Annotated in this window: 19 protein-coding genes, 1 tRNA gene and 1 pseudogene; 10 read left to right on the top strand and 11 right to left on the bottom strand. The window is 42.3% G+C overall.

Translation table 11 applies throughout. The features are described 5' to 3' along the window. Window positions 1-653: 653 nt before the first annotated feature. The 8 genes from mzaE to GWI56_RS16485 form a co-directional block, all read right to left on the bottom strand. On the bottom strand, window positions 654-2,441 hold the full coding sequence (gene mzaE / locus GWI56_RS21875) for an MZA anti-phage system associated AIPR family protein MzaE (protein WP_198573529.1): 1,788 nt from the start codon (window positions 2,439-2,441) through the stop codon (window positions 654-656). Further along, complete coding sequence (gene mzaD, locus GWI56_RS16515; RefSeq protein WP_198573528.1) at window positions 2,442-3,449, bottom strand: MZA anti-phage system associated PD-(D/E)XK motif protein MzaD; 1,008 nt, start codon at window positions 3,447-3,449, stop codon at window positions 2,442-2,444. After that, the gene (locus tag GWI56_RS16510) at window positions 3,433-6,288 is read right to left on the bottom strand and encodes a Z1 domain-containing protein (RefSeq protein ID WP_198573527.1); all 2,856 of its coding nucleotides are present in this window, start codon (window positions 6,286-6,288) and stop codon (window positions 3,433-3,435) included. Before GWI56_RS16510 ends, mzaD begins: the two co-directional genes overlap by 17 nt. 14 nt (window positions 6,289-6,302) lie before the next feature. Continuing rightward, window positions 6,303-7,751, bottom strand: a complete 1,449-nt coding sequence (mzaB, locus tag GWI56_RS16505; RefSeq protein WP_198573526.1) for an MZA anti-phage system associated ATPase MzaB — start codon at window positions 7,749-7,751, stop codon at window positions 6,303-6,305. Window positions 7,752-7,798: 47 nt separating this feature from the next. Continuing rightward, on the bottom strand, window positions 7,799-10,108 hold the full coding sequence (gene mzaA, locus GWI56_RS16500) for an MZA anti-phage system associated sigma-70 family RNA polymerase sigma factor MzaA (protein WP_198573525.1): 2,310 nt from the start codon (window positions 10,106-10,108) through the stop codon (window positions 7,799-7,801). Between the two features lie 431 nt (window positions 10,109-10,539). After that, window positions 10,540-10,905 (bottom strand): hypothetical protein, encoded by a 366-nt coding sequence (locus tag GWI56_RS16495; protein WP_198573524.1) that lies wholly within the window; start codon window positions 10,903-10,905, stop codon window positions 10,540-10,542. A 72-nt stretch (window positions 10,906-10,977) separates the two neighbouring features. Further along, the gene (locus tag GWI56_RS16490) at window positions 10,978-11,418 is read right to left on the bottom strand and encodes a hypothetical protein (RefSeq protein ID WP_198573523.1); all 441 of its coding nucleotides are present in this window, start codon (window positions 11,416-11,418) and stop codon (window positions 10,978-10,980) included. Between the two features lie 161 nt (window positions 11,419-11,579). Then, a complete protein-coding gene (locus GWI56_RS16485) occupies window positions 11,580-11,981 on the bottom strand; it encodes a hypothetical protein (RefSeq protein ID WP_198573522.1) in 402 nt (133 codons plus the stop codon). A 581-nt stretch (window positions 11,982-12,562) separates the two neighbouring features. On the opposite strand from GWI56_RS16485, the gene GWI56_RS16480 reads away from it, so the two are divergent. The 8 genes and pseudogenes from GWI56_RS16480 (at window position 12,563) to GWI56_RS16445 (ending at window position 19,696) form a co-directional block, all read left to right on the top strand. Further along, on the top strand, window positions 12,563-13,573 hold the full coding sequence (locus GWI56_RS16480) for a hypothetical protein (protein WP_198573521.1): 1,011 nt from the start codon (window positions 12,563-12,565) through the stop codon (window positions 13,571-13,573). Next, window positions 13,566-14,594, top strand: coding sequence for a hypothetical protein (locus GWI56_RS16475; protein WP_198573520.1), 1,029 nt, complete (start codon window positions 13,566-13,568; stop codon window positions 14,592-14,594). The genes GWI56_RS16480 and GWI56_RS16475 overlap by 8 nt, the downstream gene beginning before the upstream one ends. Window positions 14,595-14,778: 184 nt before the next feature. Continuing rightward, window positions 14,779-15,714 carry a site-specific integrase gene (locus GWI56_RS16470; protein ID WP_198573519.1) on the top strand — a complete coding sequence of 312 codons (936 nt, stop codon included), beginning with the start codon at window positions 14,779-14,781 and terminating at the stop codon, window positions 15,712-15,714. After that, window positions 15,711-17,744, top strand: coding sequence for an AAA family ATPase (locus GWI56_RS16465; RefSeq protein WP_198573518.1), 2,034 nt, complete (start codon window positions 15,711-15,713; stop codon window positions 17,742-17,744). The genes GWI56_RS16470 and GWI56_RS16465 overlap by 4 nt, the downstream gene beginning before the upstream one ends. 12 nt (window positions 17,745-17,756) lie before the next feature. Beyond that, window positions 17,757-18,293 (top strand): annotated as a pseudogene (locus GWI56_RS16460) (DUF6641 family protein); the annotation flags it as partial. Window positions 18,294-18,362: 69 nt separating this feature from the next. After that, the gene (locus GWI56_RS16455; protein ID WP_198573516.1) at window positions 18,363-18,806 is read left to right on the top strand and encodes a JAB domain-containing protein; all 444 of its coding nucleotides are present in this window, start codon (window positions 18,363-18,365) and stop codon (window positions 18,804-18,806) included. 21 nt (window positions 18,807-18,827) lie between these two features. Beyond that, window positions 18,828-19,232, top strand: coding sequence for a DUF2787 family protein (locus GWI56_RS16450; RefSeq protein ID WP_198573515.1), 405 nt, complete (start codon window positions 18,828-18,830; stop codon window positions 19,230-19,232). A gap of 131 nt (window positions 19,233-19,363) precedes the next feature. Further along, the gene (locus GWI56_RS16445; protein ID WP_198573514.1) at window positions 19,364-19,696 is read left to right on the top strand and encodes a YegP family protein; all 333 of its coding nucleotides are present in this window, start codon (window positions 19,364-19,366) and stop codon (window positions 19,694-19,696) included. Window positions 19,697-19,824: 128 nt separating this feature from the next. On the opposite strand, the gene GWI56_RS16440 is transcribed toward GWI56_RS16445, so the two are convergent. Both GWI56_RS16440 and GWI56_RS16435 read right to left on the bottom strand, forming a co-directional pair. Further along, a tRNA-Leu gene (locus GWI56_RS16440) sits at window positions 19,825-19,911 on the bottom strand. A 301-nt stretch (window positions 19,912-20,212) separates the two neighbouring features. Further along, a complete protein-coding gene (locus GWI56_RS16435; RefSeq protein WP_198573513.1) occupies window positions 20,213-21,802 on the bottom strand; it encodes a bacteriohemerythrin in 1,590 nt (529 codons plus the stop codon). Window positions 21,803-22,113: 311 nt separating this feature from the next. Here GWI56_RS16435 and GWI56_RS16430 point away from each other — a divergent pair, with 311 nt between their 5' ends. After that, entirely contained in the window at window positions 22,114-22,245 is a 132-nt protein-coding gene (locus GWI56_RS16430) for a DUF3149 domain-containing protein (protein WP_105251481.1), read from the top strand. Window positions 22,246-22,386: 141 nt separating this feature from the next. On the opposite strand, the gene GWI56_RS16425 is transcribed toward GWI56_RS16430, so the two are convergent. Then, window positions 22,387-22,998: a superinfection exclusion B family protein gene (locus GWI56_RS16425; RefSeq protein ID WP_105251480.1), complete on the bottom strand. Its 612-nt coding sequence runs from the start codon at window positions 22,996-22,998 to the stop codon at window positions 22,387-22,389. 168 nt (window positions 22,999-23,166) lie between these two features. Between GWI56_RS16425 and GWI56_RS16420 the strand changes: the two genes are divergently transcribed. After that, complete coding sequence (locus GWI56_RS16420) at window positions 23,167-24,792, top strand: ATP-binding protein (protein WP_168826667.1); 1,626 nt, start codon at window positions 23,167-23,169, stop codon at window positions 24,790-24,792. Window positions 24,793-24,866 lie beyond the last annotated feature (74 nt).

Raw genomic sequence — 24,866 nt, 5'->3', positions numbered from 1 at the left:
CACTCTATACCAGAAAACCAAAGCGGAGCTCGAATATTGCCCCCATCGCAACCTATTAAGCTCCGTTCTAAAGAACTGTAAAAATCATCCATAAATGTATACTACGCCGCTATAGTCTCCGTTTAATTGTTACGTTATGACTGACGAGTAAATAGATCAAGCTTCTTATGTTTCAACTAACTTACTCAGCAAGCACTTCAAAAAAACAAATGATATTTATTCGATTTTTGCATTTTAATTATGATTAAAGTGCAGTTTTCGCGAGTTATAGCGCTTAAACGATGTGTTTTGCGCATTATCGTGACAAACTTGTGTAAAACTCGATTTATGCAGCACAATGTGCATAAATAATCACAAATCTATCAGTCTTAGACGCTCACTTGTCATTTCAGCAAAAAGCGCTTTAGTCAATAACTAAAAAGTAAGTATAAGCATTCATCAGCCCGAAATTGAGTTGACCACTACGCTAAGTCAGCGGCGTACAAAGCAGGCGAATTAACAAAGTAATAGAACTCGGTATGCCCATTATCCAGATACTCAATTCATACCTGGATATGGACTAAAACGGTGGTTAGCCTGAGAATTATTTAATCAATAAGGCTTCATTGAGGTCAATTTTGACGAAAGCGTAAAATTTTACTTTAACTTAGAATTCAGCACTTACTTAGCTCTAATATCGATTTTGAAGCCTCAGTATATTTTGCAGCTGAAAGTGTTTCCCAACATTCCTTTTTCTTCGCCCACTCTGAAATCATTCGACCTTTAGAGGTCTTGTGGAGTTGATCATTTATTTCCTCTGCCCATGTTAAAATTTGAGCAGACAGAGTCTGAGAAATTTGCTGATTCTTCCAGATAATACTTAGATCGAGCATTTCACCAAGGTACTTGGATAATATGGCTACGGTATAAGTTGTAATGTTGGCCTGAAAGGCTGGGAATTTTTTGCGGATTTGTTTTTGAGCCTCTTTGAAAATAATGATCTGTGCAATCATCTCTTTGTAATCAGAGGCATTAAGGTTGCTTCCATCTGCGGCATTCATCATTTCCATGAAGGCTGAAAAGTTTTTTTGTCCACCAAGACTAACCAAATCCGGCCTCTGTTTCCAAGTACAAAGATACTTGGCAAGCTCAGTTTTGGTTATCTTACGTGATACTGGCATCAATAATTGAAGATGTTTGATACCAGTAGGGGTTTTCCCCTCACGTTCAAGCATGACTTTGTAACTACCTGAGGCTCGTTCATAAAACCAGCGGCCAAAGCCATCTGGGCAATAAGTTGACATTGCAAGCTTTTCTATTGCTATATGGAAGGGTCGATTAGCTGAAAGGTCCGAGGCATTGACCTTATTCTGGCTGTTTGCATAGCGTGAAATATCAGCTACTAGAGCCTCCTCCTGAGCAAAGTCAGTCGCTTTAAGTACAATAATTTTGGTTGGAACACGAACCTGACGAAGATCAGTGCTAGGAAATTTTTTCTTAGTGAAAAACATCGATGCTGTCGTTTGGCCACCATTCACAATTTGCATCCCTTTGAGCCATGCAATGCCGGGACCTCCATCTACTGTTTTTCCTAGTCTAGCCTCGTCAGCAACAATCACAATTCCATTGTTGTACGCCATGAAACGCTCCGGCTGCTCTCGTAACGTATTGCTTATCCCTTTATTGACCTTACCTGTTTGACTAAGATATGAACGAACATTAGCCTCAAGAATTCGTGGACCATACTTATCATATAAAAAACGTAGGGCCTCGCCGGGCATTACTGTCATCGCGTAATCATATTCCTCCATTTCGTTTGAAACCCAGACACAAGGCAAAGGACCGCCTGAAACATCGTCAAAGTTCACAACTAATTCGTCTCGTGGTTTCCCTTCTTGCCAATGGTTGTAGAGACGTTGGATATCCATAATCTCCAGCCCAACAACTTTCCCCTTGATCTGCCTTGACTTAAATTGCTTTGTTTTGACCTTTCCGTCGGTCAAAATAAATATGCGAATTTGGTCAAGATTTGAATAATTTTGTTCGATGGTCAAAACTAGTGGATAGGCATCTGAAGATTCGTCTAATTTTGAAGCAAGCTTACCTTCAACGCACATATTTAAAAAACGAGAACAATGTTCTGCTGCTTTAGTTGTTACGGAATCGGGGATATGAACCACTTCATCAGCGCCTTGATAGAGGCTAATAAATAAATCTAGTTGCTCTCCATCCTCTGAAAGTGCAAAGCCGCTCAATCGTACGTTAGCCCCCCCTACTTTGGCTTCATAATGGCAAACCTCAGGCTCTTCGAATGTCATCCCGATTTCTGCCATATGTTTACTCACAACCTCTGTAAAAATCAGCTCAGGAAATGGCATTTCCTCGCCGACTTGATTTGCTCGAGCAGCCATTTCCTCGCGGACTTCACGTTGTGTCTGTTGCAGAAAATCAGCTAAATCCACTTATATCCCCTTAATTAAGTTAACAACATCATGAATCGAATATTTTTCTTTTCCAACATTATCGAGGTCTATCTCGTAGCGAGCACTGCGAACACCAAAAGGGACATTTCCAACAGTAAGTCGAGGAAAACCTTGGTCTACTAATAAATACACGGTTTCTACATCAATAAATTTTCTACTGTAAAGATCGGAATGAGCATCCGTATAGCCAATTTGAAGAAGAGATGAGGACAACATCCACGCAGCAGTTTCATCAGTTTCAAACCTTTCCAGTAACCTACGCACCCTTTCAGGTAAAGTTGTCCCCTCTTCCGCAATCCGATAACGGCAACCACATACAAAAAGAGGGGCACGCACCGAATCGTCCAGCTGTTCTAACGATTGAATGGTGGCTCGAAATCCAGAGCTGGCCAGCGTGCTCTTGACTTCGATAGCCCCTGATCCCAACTCGAAATCTTGTAGCCCATCGAGTGGTCCAACCCAAGACTCTAAGGCCATATAATTCGGCAGTCCTGCGTTAAGTAAATCCTCTAGGCATGTTAATTCTCCAACTAAGCCTAACTCTACTTCTGGTCTCAACCCTACAGCGTCTCTAGCCATAAATAACTGCCACGCTCTAATTCTTCCGAAAAAAAGTTGAAACAGTTGATTTTCATTACAACTATGGCTGGCTGCCAATGTCGATACAATGTCAGCTGACATCATAGTAAACAGATCGAGACTACCTTGAGGTTGGCGAACTAAGCCAAGCCAATTGCAAGAACTGTCGCCAAGTTCAGCAAGAATAACCCTGAACCCTTTTCCTTGCGGTAATGATGAAAAGTGTGGCAAACGCAAAGACGTGAAACCGATTAGTAAAGCTTCCTCATTTCCCGGAAAACGTCTAGCTGCTTGCAATTTGATAGTGCTATGAGTTGATAGTGGGATACTACGCCACCCCACATCTTCGCCGTCATCAGTTAAAGCTCGCCATGCAAGAGATATTTCATCTTTAGTCAGCAGCGCCATATTCCTGCTCCCAAAGTACATTATTAACCTTATATTCGACTTTTTTCCCCGAATTACTTCCTGGAAAACTTATGCCGAATCCAACAATTGGATCGGTATTGTTTGGGAAGTCAATCCCTGCAGAATCGGGGTCAAGCATATAAATAATTAGCACGCCTCTTTCCGGATGAGGTTTAATCCCCTCAGCTCCAAAACCTCGGACTTTGCGTAAAAAAGGACCGTTTGGTACATCTGGCTCAATCTTGCCCTCACGGCGACCGGGATCTCCATGAAATACTTTTTGTGTTTCCTTCAGCGCGGCCAGCCATGCATCCTCATCCAAATCAATCCCTTCATCTCTTGGCGAAAGAAGACGACGAATAGCATAACGGTCTAAAAGATCTGGTTTGCCAGTCCGCTTTGCAAGTGGGACATCAATGCCGCCAACATTTTGCATTTTTTCAGTTACTTGACCGCCTATTACTGTAACAACCCAAGAAGTTAACTCTCCATCAATAGCCATATTTGTAATGAATTTAGACAATAATTTACTGTTAACTTTCATAGATTCTGGATGAGTTTCATATTGGCTAAGAAAGTCGCAGATTTGTTCCCATGGCACATTTTCCCACATGGCTCCTGTCCATTTGTCTGGACTCTTTCCTCGTTGTTTATCAGGAATTTTGCTAGAAATGCCAATTTGAGAAGTTAACGCTTTAAATGCATTGAAGTTTTTCTTAATGCGAGCGGAGTCTCTAAAAAAAGATACCGTTTCAACTACGCTGCCGCTAAAAGAAAGATAAAGAGAACGAGCTGTTCGCATCTTCAATCGGGACGTTACCATTAATACAGGATGAGATTTGACTTTGAGTCCATAGTCCCGTGGTGTGCCTCCGCAAGCAACCATAGTATCGAATTCTTCGCGTAGTTCTTCAGCAGCATCCGCGATATGTTCAAACCACTCGACTAAATCTTCCGTTGTATACAAGCGACAAAGGTCTAGGTAGCCGTGACGATAACCAAACCAGCGCCCCATTTGCATTAACGTATCGTACATACGCGATGCCCGCAGAAAATAACTAGTGCAAAGTCCCTCAAGTGTTAAGCCTCGTGCCAGCTTATCTCCACCGATGGCAATGACTTTTAATCCAGTTGGGCTATCAACATAATCAAGAGCATCTTTTGCGGAACCGTTGATCATTCGTACGTCAATTTCACCGATCACGTCAAGTAATGCATGACACACATCACTCCAATTTTCGGTCTCTTCAGTGATAGTACTTGGAACTATGCTTTCTACTTTTATTGATGTTGGGGCAAAGTCATTACGCCAAAGAGATTCTATTCTGGCGAGAACCGGTTCGTGACCGATTTGTCTTGCCATACGTTGTTGCATATTTTGGATATGTCTTTCAACCCGTTCATGTACAACTTTTTGAACAGCATTAAATCTGGTCACATGAATTAGCATAGAACTATGCTTATCGCCTTGCCCCCTGATTTTTCTAACCGCACATGAAAGTAAGAAAGCATCGATTGCTTCAAGTAAGGACGGTGGAAAACCAACTTCTGAGGGATATTCTGGTCGGTGAGTACTTTGATGCTTAGTAGGTATCCATCCTGACTTACCATCTTTAGAACACTGATCATCAATGGTCCGCACCAACGGCAAATCACCTTCACGACTGTCAATACTTGCAAGACCAAATACTCGAGCAGGCCCAATATAATTTGAAGGCGCACCAAGATTAATTATGAAAGCTGAAGGGAATAGATCAGGCCCTTCGTCTTTTGTTTCTCCTCGCTCATGAATGAATATATTAGCAAAAGGCGTTGCAGTGTATCCAACATAAGCCTTGCGACTAAAAGTATGTAGTATTTTGCGAATCAAACTGTTGATAGCTGTTGGCTGGTGATCTAAATCTGGTTTACCGTCTTGTGCAATAACCATCTCTCCTGTATCAACAGAAGCATGGTCTGCTTCATCATCAATGACGAGAAGGGGAAGTTTGGTCACAACTTTTCGTCCGGATTCTGTGTCAGTTGTATCTGCTACATGATCTTGAATCCACTTATAAAGGCGCTGTAGGACAGTTTTGTTTTTCTTAACAACAAAAAGCCAAGGGCGTTGTTCAGGTGTGATACCAAGATTCCTCGCCACGCTAGCACTGAAATCTCCATTATTTGTACGATTTGTAGCGTAATTAGGGCGAATCGATAGATCACCATCAAGCTCACCGACACCGATAATTTTTAGCTTGTCCTTAAAGGGGCTTGTCTCATAACCAAGAAAACCTTCATCAAGCCGCATTTGCGTTTGTGACCGCAAATTATTATGCATTCCAGCAAGCACTATAATAATTTTATACCCAGCGTCTGCCGCCTTGCATATAAGACCTGTATAGTTAGCGGTCTTACCAGATTGAACATGTCCAACAACTAACCCGCGACGGTCCCATGCACCATCCCTTAAAGGGTTTTCAAGCAAACCCAGCACATGATCAGTTGAATCATTTAGCCCTCTTATGGCACTGTAGGGTAACTTTGACTCTTGCCATTCGCTGTAACGCTGCCAGTATCGCCACCCTTGTTTTCGTTCTGTGGTCAACCAAGGTTCATGTCCATCATTATTTATTAATGACGCGTCCTTTCCGATCCAAACACTGAATCTTCGGATCAACTCTTCGATAATCCAATTTCGATCTATTGTTTCATTCCAAGGAGGGTTTAGTATTAGCACTATCGAAATTTTTTCGTCGATTAGTGTAGGGGTAATCAAGGATTTGTCCTGTTCTCCCTGCAATAACACCTGAACAATTTTCAATACTTCTAAACAGGTTGTCTCATTTTTTAACGTCACGAATATTTCTCACTTCAAGGTTGATCTGGCAAGGCTGTAATCAATTCTGGATAATTGTGAAATGGTTCTGTACGCAACAAACGCTCACGAGCCATCTGTGCTGACATTCCTTGTTGCCTTATTAGAGTTAAGTACATTACTTCCAGTATCTCGGTGACTTCAGTCGAAGGGGCGGCATCAAAACCGGTTCTTGGCGTCTCTTTATTTTCTGCTGTATCAAGCCAAATTCGCTGTACAGGAACGGTTTCTTCGATAACTCTCAACATTGCCAAGATTTGTGGTAATAAAATTCCGGCATCATCAAGTACAAAACGCAATGCAGGGTGAGCCCTATCGAGCCTATATCGTACCCCACCAGAAAAATGTTCAGTCTTCCAAGCTGGTTCAACGACTTGACCTTTCCCCCCTTTTGAGACTCGCCCTCTATGGGCAAAAGCCTTGCGTGCTCTCGATCGTGTGGCTTCGGCCATTCTTATCAGCCAGCCCCTAAGAGCTACTGGGGGTCTTGCTATTGATTTGCGGATATCAATCTTCCATTCAGCATCAACTGAATTAGGAATATCAAGACGTATGCGCGCTAGACGATGAGCTTCATCTTTGGTCCAAGCTCGTCCATGCCCTAATCCTAACCAGCTACCAGCAACTAATAGCCGTTTATTTCGATACACATAAAATCCCTGCTGAGCAGTCCAACCATCTGGCCCTTGAGCTGATTCAAACTCCTTATTAGACAGACGATCTTTATGCGGTAAGACATGACACTCAATCTCGACCTCGGGTGCATTAGGTATACGAGCGGATGGTGAATGCCATGGTTTCGATGGATGCCCTGTGAGGAAAGGATCCCATGGAACCAGCCTGCGACCGTTAAGCTTAATTCTTAGCTTGGGGTTATTCCCCTCCAAATAACGGTGGAATACCATGGAAATATGACGGTCTACTTTATCTATTAGATCGAGAAAATCTTGTTCGGTAAAACCAAGAGTTACTATTCTGTCTAGTAACTCCCACAGAATAAATGTGCCACGTTCGGCCTTAATTAACGGCTCTAACAATACCTCAGAACCCTCAGCGGGACCTTCTAATAAATACCAGCCATCATCATTGCTCGACGCTAATACATCTAAATCCCAGCGTAAGCATTGCAGCCCATCATCAGCAATCGAGGCGACGGTCAAACGCCTACATTGAGAAAACGAAGCTGTTTTTAGACCTAACCCGAACCGTCCAAGATCATTGATAGCTCTCTCTTCTAAAGGGTTTGTAGCTCCAAGACGCAGGGCTAGATCAATTTCTGTGGCTCCCATACCACAACCATCATCTTGGATCGTTACTCTGCTGCAGTCACCATCCCACACAAAATTAAGATCTACATTCAGTGCGTTAGCCGCAATACTATTATCTATGATATCGGCGAGAGCAGTTGCCGTATTGTACCCAAGGCCGCGCAAAGCTTCGATCATCGCAGCAGCCTTAGGCGGAGCGTGTCTAGTCCCTTTCCTCACATCCATCAATTCAGCTGACAATCTTTATCTTCCTTTATATTTTCATCAGTAAAGCCATTCAATTTAATTGAATTTTTTGGTTCATCATAGTCTTCTAGTAAAGCTCGTCTACTTGGAGCTCTAAGCTTCTTCAATGCCTTTGCTTCTATTTGTCGTATTCTTTCCCGCGTTACCTCATATATTTTGCCAACTTCTTCTAAAGTCATTTCCCGTACATTAATACCAAGCCTATAACGAATAATCTGCGATTCTTTTTCATTAAGTGTTGATAGCGCTTTAAGAATAGATTTTCTTAAATCATCTTCAAGATAAATAGCTTCAGGCGTTAGCTCAGATGATTTAAGGATCTCTTCGAAGTTGATATTTCTTGGTTCCTCTAATTCTATGTCATCGAAAAGTATTGCATCCGTTTTAATATCTTCAAACTTAATGATTTTGTCAGTAGTACAATTTAGCACTAATGCCAGCTCTTGAGTTGTTGCTGATCTTTGGTGTTGTTTCAGAAAATCAAGCTTTGTACGTTCAAATACGTTTAACGACTCGACCACATGAACCGGATGGCGAATTAGGCGAGCTTGGTCTGCAATAGCTCGCGTTATAGCCTGTCTGATCCACCACGTCGCATAAGTCGAGAACTTGAAACCTTTACGATAATCAAATTTCTCTGCAGCTTTCATGAGGCCAATATTTCCCTCTTGAATCAGGTCATTGAACTCAAATCTATATCGGTACCGTTTAGCAATTGATGCAACCAAACGTAAGTTTGCTAACACTAATTGGTTACGCACATTTTCGTAGATACGGAGATACTTGAGAATTATCTTGGTTGTTTCGCTGGGTGTTAGGCTGGCTGAACCTGCATAAAGGGCATTGATTTCCGAGGGGGTAGGCCTTGGTACATAGGATTCAGTAAAGTCTTCAGACTCACCAGTTCTAACCCGAATAACTAAGTCATAAAATCCTGTATGAACCGAAGCTTCTTGCCAAGTCAACTCATCACCTTCTAGGTTGTCCCACCTAGTTAATTCATCTTCTTGATTTTTTTCATCTTGTTTAGAAAGTAGATTACCACTTTCTGTATCATCACAGTTATCGATTGGTAACTCGGATTTAGGGAACAGTAACGACCATTCTGGCTCAGACATACCTGCGCAAACCTTGCAAAGTCCAATAAGCGCACTGTCCATACGCTGACCAAGTCGTTCCTCACCGAGTCTATCTAATAGATCATATTGTTGTGACTCGTTATGATAGACACGACGAGGCTCAGCCTTCTCAGAAACAAGATCTTCAAGCTGCTCTAATATAGAGCTGATTAGCTCACCATCTGATTGTTCATATATTACACTTTCCAATGAATCATCAATTGCAATGTAACCAAGATCAGAATTAAAAAATTCGCTAATCTCTGTATCATCAATTATCAGACCTAGATCTTCTAATAATCGCATTAAGTAATGAGTCACATCGGTGTGCTTTTCGTTAAAATCTACCTCACAGGCTATTTCGACTTGCCGAACAAGCAGTCTTCCGGACTTAAGCCCTTCCAAAATCAGGGCTGAAATCGCAGGGAAATCATCAATATTTTCGAAAGAGAAGCACGCAACATCAGGAAGATCAAAATCAAAATGTGACCAATCTGCATCATTATCTACTGGACGGTGTTTGCTTATGGATTGCTGAATAGCGTCAGCATTATGGCAAAAGGTGTCATCAAACTCTGGCTTGATAACATCCACCTCCATCTCCCAGCCAAACAATTCCTCATGCGGGGCATTTTCACCAGAAGATTCAACTAAGGTTAAGGAGGTAAATTTGTTATTAATATGAGAATCAAGAGCAAATTTCGAAGAATGGCTATCTAAACTGCTACCGATTGAATGCAGGGGCCACTCCTGATTTGACAGTGATAGCTGCTTAATCTCATTTTGCGCTGGATTTTCAGCAATCAATTCAGTTTTGATTTCTGAAGTTGGAGTTACACGTTCAACACTCAAATCCTTAATAGAGCACTGGATGGCAGTCAATTCATCAAGTAGAAACACTACATTTGAATGGCCGTGTCTACTGGCAATTTCTAGTGCTGTTTGACCAGCGTTATTTTTATGGTGCGGATTAGCTCCAGCTTCTAGTAAAAATGAACATACCTCGTTGTGCCCAAACATGGCAGCGATCATCAAGGGCGTAAAGCCTGTTGAATCAACAGTATTGACGGAGTGACCCCTTTTTACTTGAACATTAACAGCTGCCAGTACTCCAGATTTGACTGCTAACTTCAGCAAAGGGTTAATTTTTTCAGGGGATTCTACGTCCATAAAGTCCATTATCCATTATTAAACAGGCTGGAAGTCTAAAGTTGTCCCGCTGCTGTTGTTCCATTTATTTTGCACCTCTAAGTTTAGGTAAACACCTCAACTAAGCGTACTTGAACTAATCCTATGGTTTTCGTAGTCATTGCCACTGTTCACGATTATTGCAGTGCTAAGTCAACCCCAATCGGCCTTGTTTACTTATTACATATATCATTTAAGAGCCTATTTTGCTGGTAAATAGCACTAATATGTGAACTTTATTAAAAAATTGTACCGTTCAACCCTATATGGACAAATACAATCAACGGCTGTAGAAATATCAAATAACTCAGAGCATGAGCCGTTTGTAATTGCCTAAACAGAAATCTCAAACAGTTGACTACGTAAACTTCAGTTTGCTTATTTGTTTAATCCCCTGCACTTGCTCCAACTCTTCAATCCCAATGCCGTCCTAAATATCGCGCAAAAAGCCCTGCAAAGCTCCTCTCATTACGTTGGGCTGTTGGCAATACAAAATAATTGCGAACAGTAAAAAGCAGCCCTGCCACGCCGCAAGCAATACCCACATAATGAAATACGCGTATCCAACGGTGATTAATGACTTCTAGGCCTTGGTTAACACTACTCCCCACTTGAGTGACATGCACAGAGCTTAACCAATAGGGAACGGCATAGTAGAAGAGTAGGAACGTGATTAGGCCATATAGGAAAGCACCACACCAAGACAACCGACTAACGATAAACACTGAGTCTGATATTATTTGGTTGGCGTGGCTTCTGCGTCTGTAGCGTCTTCCCATGACATAAATTCCTTTAGTTAAGCTTCTCTAGCACCTTAACGATAACGAGCACATTGCCACTCTAGCTCTGGGTTACAATGGTAAAATTGGCTCATCAAACTTATCGTATAATGATTCAGACATAGTATGCACATAGAGTCTTGGGCCACCTATTTCTGAACCTTCGTTATATATATCCAACAAATATAAAATCACATCGTTAACACTTTTTAGTTTATGTACTTCCTTCAATGTCTGAAGCGCCACCTGAGTCTCATGTTTAAGGCGGATTTTCTTCCTACGTTTTTCGTACATTGTCCTTTTAAAGCTTTTGAGGGTTTCATGGCTTAAATAATCAAACCAATCATATATAGACATGAATGAACTGTCTTCTAGTTCAAGCTTGCCCGTCTTTTTAACAAAAGCATTCAAGTCATCCAGCATCCGCGGATGTTCATTTTTCTCAACTAAAAAAAATAGTTTATCAAGAGAATCATTGATGACGTCAAACTTCCATTCTAGCAATTTACTCATTTAATTTCCCTCTGCTACAAGCCCACAATTCCATTGATAGTGATTAAAGTACGATACTTTAAACTTGGTATAAAGCACGTTTTCCACATAAACGTCAATATTGAAAGTTCGAACTCTTTGATATGGTTGTTGTGGTTAACTAAATTTCCCATCGAACATTTTTACTTTCTCTTCGGTTTAGGTAGAGTACTTTTAGTCCGATTTGCTTTTTTATAAGTATCAATTAATGCAACAATCAAAGTTTCATATGAATCAGCATCAAGTTTTTTTCTTAACTCGTCTAACTGCTCTTGTGTCGATTTATTGATTGAAATTCTGCCCCGACCTTTCTCATATTTTTTATCACGACACCTTCTAAGATAATTTTCCCATGCAGGCTTTTTTACTTTATCGATACATACCTGAAACTCTGCAAATTGTTCCTTTGGTAGTTTATTTTTACTATTAAGTAACTGTCTACAACGTCTCTCAATAACTTGTTCATTATGAACTTTAAGGGCCTTGAACCATTCCTCCATATGCTGGTTAATAAAGTTAAAATTTAATTTTCGGTTAGCTAACATACCATTTCCTTGACTACGAGATTACTACAGTAACTACGCCCCATACGCACTAACAAAACTAAAGCCGATCACATAAACAGTCAATCAATTCATCGTCCCGTCGGTAAGCATTATGATAAAGCTCAACCGAAAACAAATTCGTCGTCCCGTCTTAATTTCAGATTTTTGCAGCTCAAATTCATCATCTCGATGAAGTAAATCGCCAACTAGAAAAATCAATCGTCGTCCCGTCGAATTTAGCGTTCACCTATTTAATTTAGCATAATTCAAAGCATCGTCCCGTCTATGCATCTAAATCATAATTTCTACATAATGCATTGTCTAATAAGGTGTTTCTAGAACATATCTATCCAGCATGATTGTAGTCATCATCACTAATAGCTATCTCTAAAACTGAAAGCTTGCAGTTATGAACGAGTAGACACAGCACTAGATAGCAGTATCTAAATAGCTACAAATTGTAATCTGTAAACGGATCTGTGATTGCAGAGAAAGGTGATTCAGTGATGAAAAATCGAATCTGTAAATCAAGAGATCGGTTCACACCGATCACACAAACAGATCCAATTAGGAGATTTACAATGGCTATTAAACGTAAACAAATTAGCGATGAAAAAGCACCAGCAACTAAGCACGCTAAAAAGAAACCGAAGAAAACTAAGAAAGTGAAATCAACGTCGTTAGCTGCCAAAAACAAGCAAGCTATCAAAGATGACGGCTCGAATAAATCATTTCCAAAGTCGAAGTTGGTATCAGAATTATTCAACGACGAACGCGATTTTAAATCCGCCTTTGACGGTACATTTAAACTCTCTCGTGATCACGTTAAACACTTAGGTAGTATCGTTAAAACATCGCAAATTGAACTCAAGCAAGCACTATTCATCATACATGAGAATAAAGGTTATAAAAAACTTGGTTATGCGGACTTTAAAGCCTATGTCGAAAATAATCTCAAAATCTCGTATGACGTCGCGCTCAAACAAGTTTGGGCTGCAAGAGTAGCGCATGTGGTTAACGGACCACATGCTATTGGTTTCTTTAGTGACAACTCAATGCTACCAATGAAGGACTTAACAGATGAAGAAATTCAAGATGTGGTTGAGCATATTGAAGAAGAACACGGTGAGGACATTACTATCAACGGTAAATACACCCGCAAGATAGTCGAAGCCGCGATGCGTTCACTTGACCTACTCGATAAAGATGTTTCGGATGATGGTCTAGATTTGGAAGTCGATGATGAAGTCGAAGAGGATACTGATCTAGATGATAGCGACGATGAAGATGATAGCAACAATGAAACTCTAGACTCTGATTTGGAAGCTAAGATATCGACTAAGCAATCATCGAAGCCTAAACAATCCAACGCAGAGGAAGTCAAACAACGTAAATGCCATCATCAGTTCCTTAAACAGTTCAAGATTAAGGCGACTGAATGCAAAAATAGTAAAGCCATCTTCGATGCATTTATTGAAACGGATGCAGGTAACAACCTTAAGATAGTCACACTAGCTATCGAGTTGCTCTGTGCGCATTCAGTTGAATTGGTAAAAGCAACTACAACTAAATTGGAGGCTCAAGATGAATAAGCTCTCCAAATTCATTAAGCGCGTCCTGTTCGACAAATTGGCGATTGTCTGTCACTGCTTAGATTTAGACCACCGTGAAACCATTGTGCGTAATCTGTTCAGCATAGTTGAAGCTATTGTCGGTCATGAAGAGGTTGTTCAGCCTCAGGTAATGAAGTCCTTAGGCGGCTATCGCTATTCTGTTAAATTGCCATTACTGGAGCCGATTGATTGGGTAAGACCAGTAAATGGAGAGCCTCATTTGTTCATTCAAGTAGGTCCCTACGCTCCGAATAGACCTTTCATCCGGTTTGAATTTAAAGGATTCCCACTCAAGCGAGAGCACTATTATATCGCTCGGTTATGGCTCGAAAAGATTATACCTGCCTCCGCCCATTTTCTACTAACCAGCGAGGAAATGAAGGTAACAACCCTTGATATAGCCCTTGATTTGATGGTTGATATTAATAGCATTTGCGTTAATTACGCGAGATCGCAAACATCAGGAGTCTTCTTCGCTAAAGATGGTAGGATTGGAATGATAATATTGGGTAATAAGAAAAGTGGTTGCCGCATAACTGCTTATGATCGTACCGCGAACTGTAAGGCTAAAAATCTTCCTACAAGTGACGAGCCAGAGACACGTATAGAGTCACAATTCAAACCCAATTGTAAATTGTCGCAATTAGAGAAGTTCTTAAGGCAACACAGTTACCTTGAGAGAATCCAACTATATGATTTTAGTGAATTAAAAAAAATACCTACTTTACACCCGCATACGCTCATGGCTATTACAGGTTACGGACTCAAGCCTACATTACAAAGTACTCCTAAGCATGAACGGCGCAAAATGCAAAGTCAGCTTAAGAAATGTGTGTTGCTTTCGCTTGATGATGAAGCTGTGAAAGATGTTGTCATGAAAGAACTCAAAAAATTGCGTGGGTTAATGTCAGAGCACTCAGGCTCGAAATCAAACCAAGCGCAGAAGATACGTAAGATGTTTCGTAAACAATACGGTGCGATTACATCCAAGTGTGAGTAAATAAGCCAATCAAAGGCCAAGGGGAGCTAAGTTGCTCCCCTTTTTATTGTTCCCAACCGTGTCAAAAACAGTGGCTGAAATTTAGTCCTCAAAGTGATATTATGAATGTGTTTCTAGTATCACTTTTCCCTTCTCGTTCAACCCTCTAAACACAATTCAATTTATACACTTACTGGAGTTCTCTATGACTACAGCGACCCCTTATGCGCTGTATTTGAGCCGCCTGTCTATTAATAGTCAGCGCTCTATCAGCTCACAAATGCGCAGTATTGCGCGGCTCATGCAGTGGCAAGAAGACAGTCTCGATGACAAGCTGTGTCAGATTGACTATCAACAAGCACTGCAAATACGCGCTGTGATGACTCATGCACAGTGGTCAGCCCGTTCCATCAACCGCGCCATGATAGCGATTAAGAATATCGTCAAAGTGGCGGCCTTGATGAACAAAGCCGATTTATCGCAAGTTGCAAACTTACAGACCATTAATCAAGTAAAGCACGGTGAGCATCAAGGTACGCCGCTAAGCACAGAGCAAGTGACCGCGGTATTGGATTACTGTAAAACGCAAAAAGGCACCTTTGCTACCCGTAATCTGGTGATATTTAGCCTGTTCTTGGGCACTGGGTTGCGCCGTAGTGAGTTATCGGCGTTGATGCTGAGTGACTACGATGCCAACTTACATACCCTTACCGTAGCTGCGGGTAAAGGTAACAAGAGTCGCACCTTGTTTTTACCTGAATGGGTAGAACTAAATCTGTTGGCATGGCTTAAGTTGCGTCAGCGCCAGCAGGGCTATTTAGTGTGTAAGTCAACACTGACTGGCAAGCTTAAGTTATCTGAGCCAACCACCCCAACGGCCTTGTATCGGTTAGTTAAAGATACCTTGTATGAGCTAGGGGTAGATAACGTATCGCCCCACGATTTACGCCGTACCTTTATAACTCGCTTGCTTGAGCAGAACGTGGATATCAATACCGTGCGCCAAATGGCAGGACACGCCGATATCAGCACCACTACCATTTACGATAAACGCGACCATGCGTTTATGAAGCAAGCCGCTGCGATGCTGGATTACATCCCGCCTGATAAACCCATTAAACGGGGGCGCGGCAGTCGATGATAAACGTCAAACCCATCGCTAAACACGCTAAGCATTGTTATTACCTTGCGACTCAAATCGCCGAAGACTTATTGCTGTCAGCCGTCAATTATGGCTTTGAATATATGCCGTCCTATGCGATTAACTCGTTAGTGGGTATCAAGCTGCAACATGGCATTAATCATGATATTGACAGCACCCTAGCGCTCTTTCCGCCTAAGGATAATCACCCTCTAATGGCAGAAACGGTGCAGCACAATGCGCGGTTTCTGTGTGAACGGTTTAAGCTTGATACCGCGATGAAGCCTGTGATGGTGCTCATCATCGTGCTCAATGCCAATGCAGGGCTCAAAGAGTTGCTTAACCTGTTAGCTGACCATGATACGGATATCCTCATTCATTGGTTAGAGCAAGAAACGGGACTCAACAGTGATGATATTCATGGGCAGCTAGAACCTTTAGCCCGTAATCGCTTTATTGAGGGAGCAGCATTACTCCTACCACATTTGTTGAGAATACCGGAGCCGTTTAGGGTATTGCTGGTGACTGAAAAGCTCACTCGCCGTGAAGCCTTGCTCGCACCGATTATCAAGCACAGCCCAGAAGCGCAGTTCAAACTTAAACAATTTGAGCATGTGAATGCCGATTTGGTGTATCGCTATCTAAGAGCTGCCATGGCTCAGCGGCTTAAAGGGGTTAACATTTTACTCTATGGGGCAGCGGGGACAGGCAAGACCGAGCTATCTCGCACCTTAGCAAAGGCACTGCGTCGCAGCTTAGTGGAAGTGCAAAGTGTGCAGTTTGAGGATGGCAAAGTCACTGATGAGTTCTTGAGTAAAGAGCCGACTAGCCAACGCTTAACCTACCTTAATCTACTGCAAAGCTTGCTCGATGGCTCAGATGAAAGCCTGTTATTGGTTGATGAATGCGAAAGCGTGTTTAAGCATGCCGATGAGCATTACTCTAAAGAAGGCTTAATGCGCTTACTGGAAACCAATCCTGTGCCTGCTATTTGGATTACCAACCATGTATCCCAACTGGAGCCAAGCTACATACGCCGCTTTAAGTTAGTGATGGAAATCCCTGTCCCCGATGAAGCCTTTAGCTTTGCCATGAGTAAAACCATGCTCAAATCACTTAAGGTGTCGGATGCGTTTCGGTTGGTGTTAGCCAGTAAATCTAATGCTGCTCCGGCATATATTGCGAACGCCGCCCATGTGGCAAGTACCTTAGCCTTAACGGGGGATGAGGCTGAAATCGTGGTATTGGATGTTATCGATGCCACCCTTGAAGCCTGTGGTGAAGAGCCGCCAGCGGCTAAATATCAAGGCCAGCTAAGCTTTGACCCCAGTTGCTTAAACCTTAAGGCCATCGACGGACAAGATACACAGTCCATTATCAGTGATATCGACACCGCGATAGCCAACAGTCTGCCTGTTAGGGTGTTACTCAATGGTCCCCCAGGTACAGGTAAAACAGGCTGGGTACATCACTTAGCTGAAACCCACGGCTTAGATATCATGCACATCAAGTGCTCTGATGTACTGAGTAAGTATGTCGGTGAGAGCGAGCAGAACATTGCAGCGCTGTTTAGAGAAGCGCACAGAACAAAGAAGCTGATGCTCTTTGATGAAGTCGATAGCTTGCTCAGTCAGCGTGAGAGCGCTCAAGCGCAGTATGAAGTGCAGCTCATCAATGAACTGCTGTCACAGCTTGAATGCAACACCATGCCTGTGTTTGCAGCAACTAATGCACTCAGCGCTATCGACAGCGCAGTGATGCGCCGCTTTGACTTTAAACTGACCTGTGACTATCTAACGGAGCAACAGCGCCAGACCTTGTATCGACAGGTGCTAAGGATTAACAAACTCACTGCGATAGAGGTTGACCAACTTCACGCACTACAACAATTAACGCCCGGCGACTTCGCTATCGTAGCAAGGCGCATGTTATTTCAACCTAACCACAACCACAGAGCCACCGCGATTGCTCTGTTAACCCAAGAAAACAACCGTAAACAAGCCACGCGCCGCATTGGCTTTATCAACTAAACCCAGCAATACAACCCACTAAACCACGAAAAGGAACACCCCATGACAACATTATTGAGTTCGCTCAAGGTTATCGCTCGCCCTGAAATTGCCGTTAAGCCACCTATCATCGGCAAAAGAACCCGCTTGGCTGACAAGCTGAAGCAGCAATTGGATATGGCCGAATGCTTTATCCAAGGCAGCGAGTTTGAAGCCTACCGCGAGAAAAGTGTCAAAGACCCCGAGACGGGAGAGCGCAGAAAGGTACGCCGCCGTATCACAGTGCGCCCATGGTACTACGACAGTGAAGGTCACTATTACTTCGAAGTCCGTATCGGGATTAAGCCTATCGAACTGGTAAAGGATAAACCCGCCATTGATGTCGGTGATAAAGCCAAGCTACCTGACACCATCAAGCTGATTATCGATGCCGTGGAGAAAGGCGAGCTAGATGAGTTCATCCTCAAGGCATCTAAGTTCCCGACCAAGAAGGCTAAGGCTAACGATGAGGCCAGTAAAGAATCAAAGAGTGAGGCTAAGGGTGATACCCCAGCCAAAACCACCAAGTAATGCACACACTATCAGGAGCAGAAGGAAGTCCCTTCTCTCCTGAGTCTTTACCATCTATAGGGATAGACCATGGCGATTATCCGAGAAATCAATGTCAAATATCAGTTCAAAGAAACCCAGTGCGCCTTGGCCGAGCAAGCCATAACACGGCCTGAAGATACCGCACAGGTATTTGACTACCTTAAGCATGAAACCAAAGAAGTGTTTATCGTGGCAAACCTGACAACCCAGCACACCATTAATTGCGTGGAAGTCGTGGCGACAGGTTCAGTGAATGGCATCAGTATGCGACCCGTCGAAGTGTTACGCACGGCCGTTATTCTCAATATGCCCAGCGTTATCCTTGTTCATAACCATCCTTCAGGCGATCCAACACCAAGCACTAGCGATATTCAATTCACCCGTAAAGTCATTGAGTGCGCCAAAGTGCTGGATATCAATGTCCTCGACCATGTGATTATTGGCCTTAACCGCTTTACTAGCCTTCGTGAAACCCACAGCGATTTGTTCTAACACCGACTAAGGACACACACAATGAATATCATTAATAAAGAGTTGGCTTTGCCAGTCTCTGACAGATTGCTATTGGCATTAACCCCGTTTATCAGTCACCAAGCCGACAATGCCGTGACGATTAACTTTCGTGATCCAGATTACAGCCCACAACGGGGTGGCTTTCATCCCGTGGAGATAAGGCTAGAGAAACACGCCGAGCAATGGCAGTTATGCTACATCACCGACTTTTGCTATGTCGGCCAAATGGGGCAATGGGAGTTGGTTAAAGAACTGGACTTTGACTTTAGCAGCGGCGTATTTCAAAGCATCAGTGGCCTACTCGTCATTGAAGCAGCAGTAGAGTTTTACCCGATATGGGAGCAAAACTTCCTGTGCTACTGGCAAGAGTTAGACGTTTTTAATGTCATTGTGTCGCCAGATTAACCCTCAAAACACTCAAAACTACCGCAAAAGTCACATCTCAAATAAAATGAAATCGACTACACTGATGCTCAAGCAGGAAATGTCTTCCTTGCTTGCGCTATGGACTGTCTTAAAGAATAAGGAGTAAACCCATGTCAGGATGGTATGAATTAAGTAAAAGCAGTAATGAGCAATTTAAGTTTGTATTAAAGGCGGGAAATGGAGAGGTCATTCTCACCAGCGAGCTTTACACAGGTAAGAGTGGTGCGTTGAACGGTATTGAATCCGTGCAAACCAACTCCCCAATCGAAGCCCGATATGCCAAAGAAGTGGCTAAAAACGAGAAGCCGTATTTCAACCTCAAAGCAGCGAATCATCAAATCATTGCCACCAGCCAAATGTATTCGAGCACTGCTGCGAGAGATAACGGGATTAAGTCGGTGATGGAAAATGGAAAAACAACCACCATCAAAGATTTGACCTAGGCAAGCATGCCAGTGTGGTGCTTTGCTGGAAGGAAAGTGATGAACTCTAGCAAAGCAGCGAGTTGGTAAGTATCTAACATCACTGAATTTTAGATACAAAAAAACCGACGCTAAGGTCGGCTTTGAAGTGGTACCAGTGGCCGGAGTCGAACCGGCACGCTTTTAAGGGCGCGGGATTTTGAATCCCGTGTGTCTACCAATTTCACCACACTGGCATTATCTTCAATCTCAAAAACTTTGCAAATCTTTGCAAGGATTTTGCGCGTTAATTCTTTTGAATTAACTTTTTACATCATCAGCTTAGTGAAAATTAAGCTGTAAACACTGTGACTTTTGAATCCCCTGTGTCTACCGATTTCACCACACTGGCATATCAAATATGCACTTAGAAGCAATCAAAACAACTGGCTGTCTCTAAGTGCTGGGAATTATACCTTTGCCCATGACAATGGCAAGTCTTTTGCCGCGACTTTAATACAAATTGCATTTAACCGCTCAAAAATCATGCTCTTGGGGTTATTCTGCGCCATGGGATAATAAAAAAGCGGTATATTCTTTATCACTTTTTTGAATATGGTTTACTAACCAAGCTTTCAAGAAAGCCATTAATTCGTCGGCAACATCTTCACCTCTAACAACCCGCTTTTGAAAATCAAGTACTTGCCCAACTAACTTGCCGTGCTTTTCCTTGTGACTGTCAGTTTGAGGATAACCAAAACGCGCAAAGAGTTCCTCTTCATAGGCAAAGTGATTGGCGGTGTAATCCACTAACCCTTGTACGATACGTTTGATGGCTTCAAGTCCATACTCTTCATTTAATGTGCGGTGTAATTCATTGATCAATGAGACTAAGCGCTGATGTTGACGATTGATCTCTGGCATCCCTATGTCTAACTCAGGCCCCCATTTCACAAAGAGTTTATTTTGTGCCTGACTCGAATTAAAAAATGCCGCATTCACATGGAATCGATGCAGCAAGGAGCCGATTTCCTGCGACATGTTATACACTTTCAAACTCGATAAGTTAGTGTTGTTGGTGTGGGAGGCATTACTGAGGGCTAGCTCAGCCATCACACTGATATTTTTATTAATTTCCTCTGCTACTGTATGTTGTTGTCCCGATGCCGTGGCGATTTGGTGGGACATATCGGTAATGGTCTCCACCTGAGCGACAATCTGCCCGAGTGCACTGTGAGCTTGATCAACCATATCAGCCGTTTCGTCGGCAATCGCCACGTTTTTCAACATGACTTCAACACCATGTTGTGCGCCTTTTTGTAATGCGGCGATTTGCTGCTGGATCTCAACCGTGGCTTCGGATGTTCGTTTAGCGAGATTACGTACTTCATCGGCGACTACAGCAAAACCGCGACCATGTTCACCCGCTCTCGCACTTTCAATGGCAGCATTTAAAGCGAGTAAATTGGTCTGTTCGGCCACCTGCGAAATGGTTTCAATAATGCTACTGATATTGTTGCTGTCGGCGGCCAAGTGCTCGATCACGGTTCGAGTATCATGGATCTGTTGTGACATAGCGCCAATTTTAGTGACTATGCCATTCATGATTTGATCGCCGCGCTTAGCAGAACTTTGGGCAATATCAGCTGCCTGCGCAGCACTCACCGCATTTTGCGATACGGCTTGTACGCTTGAAACCATCTGCGTCATCGCACTGGCTGCCAGTTCCGTTTGATGCTCTTGCTCTAACACGCCTTGCTTTGCCTGTTCACTGATAACCTTGATATCCGAGGCGACTTTTTTCATCCCTTCACAAGTATCAGATAAAGACAAAATCGTACGGCTGACATCCTCACCCATGCGATTAATGTTATGTACTACCTTAATGAACACACCCGCATCTTTCTCTTCCAATTGATAACTCAAATCTCCCTCGCCTAAGTGGTGGGCTGCACGCTCAAGTTGTCTCAAATTACGAATTAATTTATTGATGTTGAACACTAAAATGGCGGCGAGCGCGCTTAAACATAAAATGGCGACAAAGTGCCCAGTGATCACCAAACAATAGAGGGGATAAATCAGCAACAATAGTGGCGCAAAGATAGAATTATATCCCATTGAATCCTTGTGACTTTTTTTAGAATCCATTTTTTACTCCTTTAAAAAACTGATATCGCGCCTTCATATAAAAACAAGAACGAATAAATGGAATAGCGCGTTAACTGAATATCGATCGAGTTGAATAGGTTAATCCTAGACGCTAACGGAAGAAGAAACAAAACTAAATTATTTGAACTCGCCGCTGTTAAGCACACCCTTAAATTTGACCAAGATCACAGAGTTAACTAAGGGTTATGACTTTGTATTCCTATGTCGATTTTTTATTGATCGAGATCAGTATTTTAGCTATCGAATACCGCTAATTTAGCGAGGACTTCACAGGAAAGAGGATTTCAGTCATGGCATTTTGGTTAGATCTGATGTTTGGTAACCCCATAGGCTTACTTTCAATGATCGTTATCTTTAGCACAATAGGGATAGTGTCTTATATCACTTGGATGTTCATTGTGAAGTCGGCACCGAAACCATAGTTTTTGCTCCAGTTGTTCTTCATGTTTCTTGTATAAATGCAAAATCTAGGGGGTCTTATCACCCCCATTTTTTATTGTCTCGCATGTTAAAAATGCTAACTAAAACATAGCTAGCACTCATCCGAGTGAGGTAGAACACGCCTATGCAGCGTGTTTTCTGTTTTGTACTAATCCATTCAAAAATTGCGGACGCGCCTTAATCAACGACTGCATTTCTTCTTGGCTCGGCTCACCTGCAGGCAAACGCAGCACATCACGGTTGAGGTACATACGCGCTTTCATGGCAATCTTATAGTCAGCGGTCGGTCCCTGAATCGCATAATGGCGCTCGTTACCGAGCTTTTCTAAGATGCAGGCATTCACTAAACTTTTTACAGCGGGTTCATTTTGCGGCAGAGTCAAAATCGTGGCGCCTTGAAGAAAGAATTCCCTCACTAAAGCTCGCTCGGCGGGATCAAGTAGATTCACTTTAGCTTCAATCGTCTCAATAACGCGCTTATCACTTAAATGACGGATAGACTCATCTAAACCTAAGTTAATTAACTGACTCAAAAAATAAGCGATAGAAACGATTAGACCTAATCCAACAAACTGTGCATGTTCTGGCACAAATTTATCGAGCGCCAGCACTGCCAGCACATTAGGAGGAATAAGAAGTAAGACAGAACAACTCACCATAAGCCACAGCATGACTCTAAACATCATTTTCTTCGGGCTAAAAAACTTAACTGAATCCAGCTTGAGTTTAAACATAGTGCTATCCCAGTGACAAAAAATTGAACTTATCGACTAATAAGCAAATTTAATGCCACAAATGAAGACATATTTCGTTGATTTTATCTGCGAGAAAATGCACTTTCTGGATCTGTAGGTCTATGCTTATAAGCATCTCAAGCCGCTATTGCATAAAGAAAATTTAAGATGCTGACATTCTTTAGCCAACTTATCAAAAGCCCCATAGGCAGGCACCTTACCCTGTCTATTGTACTTTTTAGTTCTGTTATCACCTTAATCACCACTGCGTATCAGTTGATCAGTGATTATCGCAATGATGTAGTGCGTATCGATAGAGTATTTTCCAACATGGAAAAGGTGAACTTAGATGTGCTCGCTGCCAGTATTTGGGTTATTGACGAGCGGCTCATTAACACTCAGCTCAATGGGCTAATTCAGCTGCCTGATATTAACTATATTTCGATTAAAGATGACAGCGGCCAAGCATGGAATGCAGGCGAGCAAAAACAAGAACACTCCTTAGATAAAACCTTTCCTTTAGTCTATAAATCACCGACTGAAAACATCAATGTCGGCACACTCGAAATACAAGTCGATGTCGATGCTATCTATCAACGCTTGTATGATAAGGCCATTATCATTCTGCTTTCTAATGGCATTAAAACCTTCTTAGTGGCTGGGTTTATTCTATTTTTAGTGTGGTTCAACATTACTAAACACTTAGATAAACTCAGCCAATACTGCAAAAATATCGACATAGACCATGAATACGAGCCACTACAATTTGACCGTCATGAAAAAATTGATGAATTCAAACAAGTCGCCGATTCCATCAATAGCATGCAAGTACAACTTAGAAGCTCATTTAGCGCCTTAAAGAATTCTAAGACGGAACTGCAAATAGCCTTAGAAGATAGAGAGCGGCTACTCAAGCTCGAACGTAGCTATAAAGAAGAGCTCGCAAGACAAGTCAAAGAAAGAACACTAGAGTTAGAACAATCCCTTAGCGCACTAAAACGAGCACAACAGGTTTTAGTTGAGCAAGAAAAAATGGCTGCCTTGGGTGGACTCGTGTCAGGGGTTGCACATGAGATAAACACCCCAATTGGCATTTGTTTGACGGCGGCGAGTGCGCAGCTCAGCCATATTGAAGAACTGATCGATCTGATCCACAGCGATCAAGCTACATTAGATGAGATAAATGAAATACTTAATGAGTACCAAGAAAGCTGTGAACTCATTGTCCGTAATATCACTAAAGCCAGTAGTTTAATTCAAAAATTTAAAACGATCGCCATCGATCGCAGTCATGAAGAACACCAATGCTGTAATCTAAACCAGCAGCTACATGAAATCCTAGAGTCGACATTAATTATGCATCCCAATGTTAACGCCTCAACGGAGATCAACGTGGAGCCTACACTCAATATCAAAACCAATATCAGTTTGTTAAATCAAATTGTTAGTAATATTCTCTCGAACGCCTTTACCCATGCATTCCAAGGACATGAAGACAATCTTATCCACATTAATGCGACTTTGGATGAAGAATCAATTCAAATCAGCATTCAAAATAATGGCTTAGCCATTCCAGCCGATGTTGCTGAGCACATGTTCGAACCCTTCTTTACTACAAATCGTAATAAAGGTGGTACTGGCTTAGGATTATCAGCGGCCTTTAATGCCGCAACACTGTTGAAAGGCACTATGAGTTATCGCGCAGACTCAAAACTAGGCGGCCCACAATTTGATATTAAATTTCCATACACTCAATGTGAACCAGTCAATAATCAACAAGATTTTTATATCTAACCTGAGATCGGTTTAACAAGCCATAACTGTAATAGCATTAAACTCTGCGTTAGTGAGGTTCAGTTGTGGCTTAT

The organism is Shewanella sp. DW31, assembly GCF_015767295.1.
Taxonomy (GTDB): domain Bacteria; phylum Pseudomonadota; class Gammaproteobacteria; order Enterobacterales; family Shewanellaceae; genus Shewanella; species Shewanella oncorhynchi.
Note: the sequence above shows the minus strand (reverse complement) of the source record. Positions and strands in the feature narration are given on the sequence as shown.

Bases quoted from the DNA above. Each gene is read 5' to 3' on its own strand.
- mzaD (WP_198573528.1), bottom strand. From the start codon at position 3,449: ATGGCGCTGCTGACTAAAGATGAAATATCTCTTGCATGGCGAGCTTTA.
- mzaB (WP_198573526.1), bottom strand. From the start codon at position 7,751: ATGATCGAAGCTTTGCGCGGCCTTGGGTACAATACGGCAACTGCTCTC.
- mzaA (WP_198573525.1), bottom strand. From the start codon at position 10,108: ATGGACGTAGAATCCCCTGAAAAAATTAACCCTTTGCTGAAGTTAGCA.
- GWI56_RS16495 (WP_198573524.1), bottom strand. From the start codon at position 10,905: ATGGGAAGACGCTACAGACGCAGAAGCCACGCCAACCAAATAATATCA.
- GWI56_RS16490 (WP_198573523.1), bottom strand. From the start codon at position 11,418: ATGAGTAAATTGCTAGAATGGAAGTTTGACGTCATCAATGATTCTCTT.
- GWI56_RS16485 (WP_198573522.1), bottom strand. From the start codon at position 11,981: ATGTTAGCTAACCGAAAATTAAATTTTAACTTTATTAACCAGCATATG.
- GWI56_RS16480 (WP_198573521.1), top strand. From the start codon at position 12,563: ATGGCTATTAAACGTAAACAAATTAGCGATGAAAAAGCACCAGCAACT.
- GWI56_RS16475 (WP_198573520.1), top strand. From the start codon at position 13,566: ATGAATAAGCTCTCCAAATTCATTAAGCGCGTCCTGTTCGACAAATTG.
- GWI56_RS16470 (WP_198573519.1), top strand. From the start codon at position 14,779: ATGACTACAGCGACCCCTTATGCGCTGTATTTGAGCCGCCTGTCTATT.
- GWI56_RS16465 (WP_198573518.1), top strand. From the start codon at position 15,711: ATGATAAACGTCAAACCCATCGCTAAACACGCTAAGCATTGTTATTAC.
- GWI56_RS16455 (WP_198573516.1), top strand. From the start codon at position 18,363: ATGGCGATTATCCGAGAAATCAATGTCAAATATCAGTTCAAAGAAACC.
- GWI56_RS16450 (WP_198573515.1), top strand. From the start codon at position 18,828: ATGAATATCATTAATAAAGAGTTGGCTTTGCCAGTCTCTGACAGATTG.
- GWI56_RS16445 (WP_198573514.1), top strand. From the start codon at position 19,364: ATGTCAGGATGGTATGAATTAAGTAAAAGCAGTAATGAGCAATTTAAG.
- GWI56_RS16435 (WP_198573513.1), bottom strand. From the start codon at position 21,802: ATGGATTCTAAAAAAAGTCACAAGGATTCAATGGGATATAATTCTATC.
- GWI56_RS16430 (WP_105251481.1), top strand. From the start codon at position 22,114: ATGGCATTTTGGTTAGATCTGATGTTTGGTAACCCCATAGGCTTACTT.
- GWI56_RS16425 (WP_105251480.1), bottom strand. From the start codon at position 22,998: ATGTTTAAACTCAAGCTGGATTCAGTTAAGTTTTTTAGCCCGAAGAAA.
- GWI56_RS16420 (WP_168826667.1), top strand. From the start codon at position 23,167: ATGCTGACATTCTTTAGCCAACTTATCAAAAGCCCCATAGGCAGGCAC.